Origin of the sequence: Acidiphilium sp., assembly GCF_049977125.1 — a bacterium.
GTDB lineage: Bacteria > Pseudomonadota > Alphaproteobacteria > Acetobacterales > Acetobacteraceae > Acidiphilium.
On sequence record NZ_JBMFGY010000350.1, the window covers coordinates 1 to 1,763 of the forward strand.

The window sequence follows — 1,763 nt, forward strand, 5'->3', positions numbered from 1 at the left end:
TCGCGAATGCGCGGATCAGCTTCTTCGCGTAGACCGGGCCGATACCCCGGATCATTCCTGAGGCCAGGTAGCGTTCGATCCCCTCCGCCGTGGTCGGCGCCGAGGTGCGCATGAACCGCGCCCTGAACTGCTGGCCGTGCGTGCGGTCATTCACCCATTCACCGGTCGCCGTCACCCATTCGCCCGCGCTGATCATGGCGGCATGGCCGATCACGGTGGCGAGGTCACGATGACCCCGCGCCTTCACCCGCAGCACGCAGAACCCGTTTTCAGAATTATGAAATGTCACGCGCTCGACCAATCCGGCGAGGACTTCGCGTCCCGCGGTGGCATCGTCTCGAACTGACCCGCCGGAATGCTGATCCATGGCGCCATGCCACGCTCTGATCAGCCGGAGGTCAAGAGTGGGGATCGACCTTGACTCCGAACCGGGGGCCGGTTGATGACCAGGACTTCGGATCAGACCACAGAAGTACCCACTCGGACACGGGTCAACCTGATGGGATCATAAATCCGAACAGCGATGCTCCAAAAATATAAAAATAGACCAACCTCCATTTCAAATGTTCTTGCCGATCTAATGACAACGGGGACGCGATAAAAGCCTATTCATCAAAATCGCCACGCAGCGTTCTATGATATGAGTCAGACTTTAGTGATGATACATCCATATATCATCACGCATGTACAAAGTCTGTTCACACAATTCCATAGGCGAACCCTGCGACCGGGTTAATTACTTCCAGGTCATCTCGTATATTGGTGACACCGCCGGTGTTTTCTGCGATCACATGCAACGCCATGCGTTCGGCATCGCTGGAAACGGTACCGCCAATCTGGACGGTGCCCCCCTCAACCTTGATGACGATATTGCCTGGATGAGTCCATCTCGACTGAGCGATCGTGGCTCGGATCCTCGATGCGATGAGCTCATCCGACAATGGCTCGCCGGCGACAAGGCTGAGGCGATTGATGAGCGCTGCAAGGATATCCCGCCTCGACAACATGCCAGACAAAATACCAGCTTGAACGACAGGGAGTTGTTCAACTCGGTGCGCCTCCATCAATTCGACAGCTTCGGCAAGGCTCGTATCGGGTGTCACGGTGGTGACGGTTTCGGTCATCACCTCGCCTACGCGGCGACCTCGTGTTTTCGTATAAGCGCGCGCGCACGTCGCGGGGGAAAGGCAGCTGCGCCACCATCCGATCTCTGGGGCCGTCTCGAGCTCAGGGCGATGGAGTAGATCGCCGTCGCTCACGATTCCGAGTAGATTCAGGTCGCCATCAACCACCGGGAGTGCCGACAGACGTTGGGTAAGCATCATATTGGCTGCGTCAGTGATTGTGGCATCAGGGCTGACGGTGAGCGGCCCGACGGTCATAATGTCCTTGACTTTCATTTCAACCTCCTCGGGTTTGGCGGCGAAATCATCCATCACGGTGATCGGCGGTCGCCGCACCTTCGCGCAATCGACAGGCTCTGATCGCCCCCCGAACCGGAGCGATCACAACACATTAGACCCTTTCAAAACGGTTTCCGAATTAAATTTGACCGCACATGACGTGATCTGCCATCTCATTTGCGCAGATCACGAAGGCGCGTCAGAAAGAATAAGTCGAGCCGAAGCCATGGCGTAGCGTTTGCTCAAGGGCAAGCAACCAATAATCGTCGCATTTTCTGCTGTGATATCGCTAGGGGAGGCCGATTGTTATCGAAGTGGACGACGTCCACAGCCCAAATCCCGGCACGATCGCCGTCCAGC

General features: G+C 56.7%; 2 protein-coding genes. Both read right to left on the reverse strand.

What is annotated here, in order from left to right:
• On the reverse strand, positions 1-367 hold a 367-nt coding region (locus tag ACP5E6_RS18970; RefSeq protein WP_427957037.1), incomplete at its 3' end, for a YrrC family ATP-dependent DNA helicase.
• A gap of 331 nt (positions 368-698) precedes the next feature.
• On the reverse strand, positions 699-1,436 hold the full coding sequence (locus ACP5E6_RS18975; protein ID WP_427957039.1) for a CBS domain-containing protein: 738 nt from the start codon (positions 1,434-1,436) through the stop codon (positions 699-701).
• Positions 1,437-1,763 lie beyond the last annotated feature (327 nt).

Bases quoted from the DNA above. Each gene is read 5' to 3' on its own strand.
- ACP5E6_RS18975 (WP_427957039.1), bottom strand. From the start codon at position 1,436: ATGGATGATTTCGCCGCCAAACCCGAGGAGGTTGAAATGAAAGTCAAG.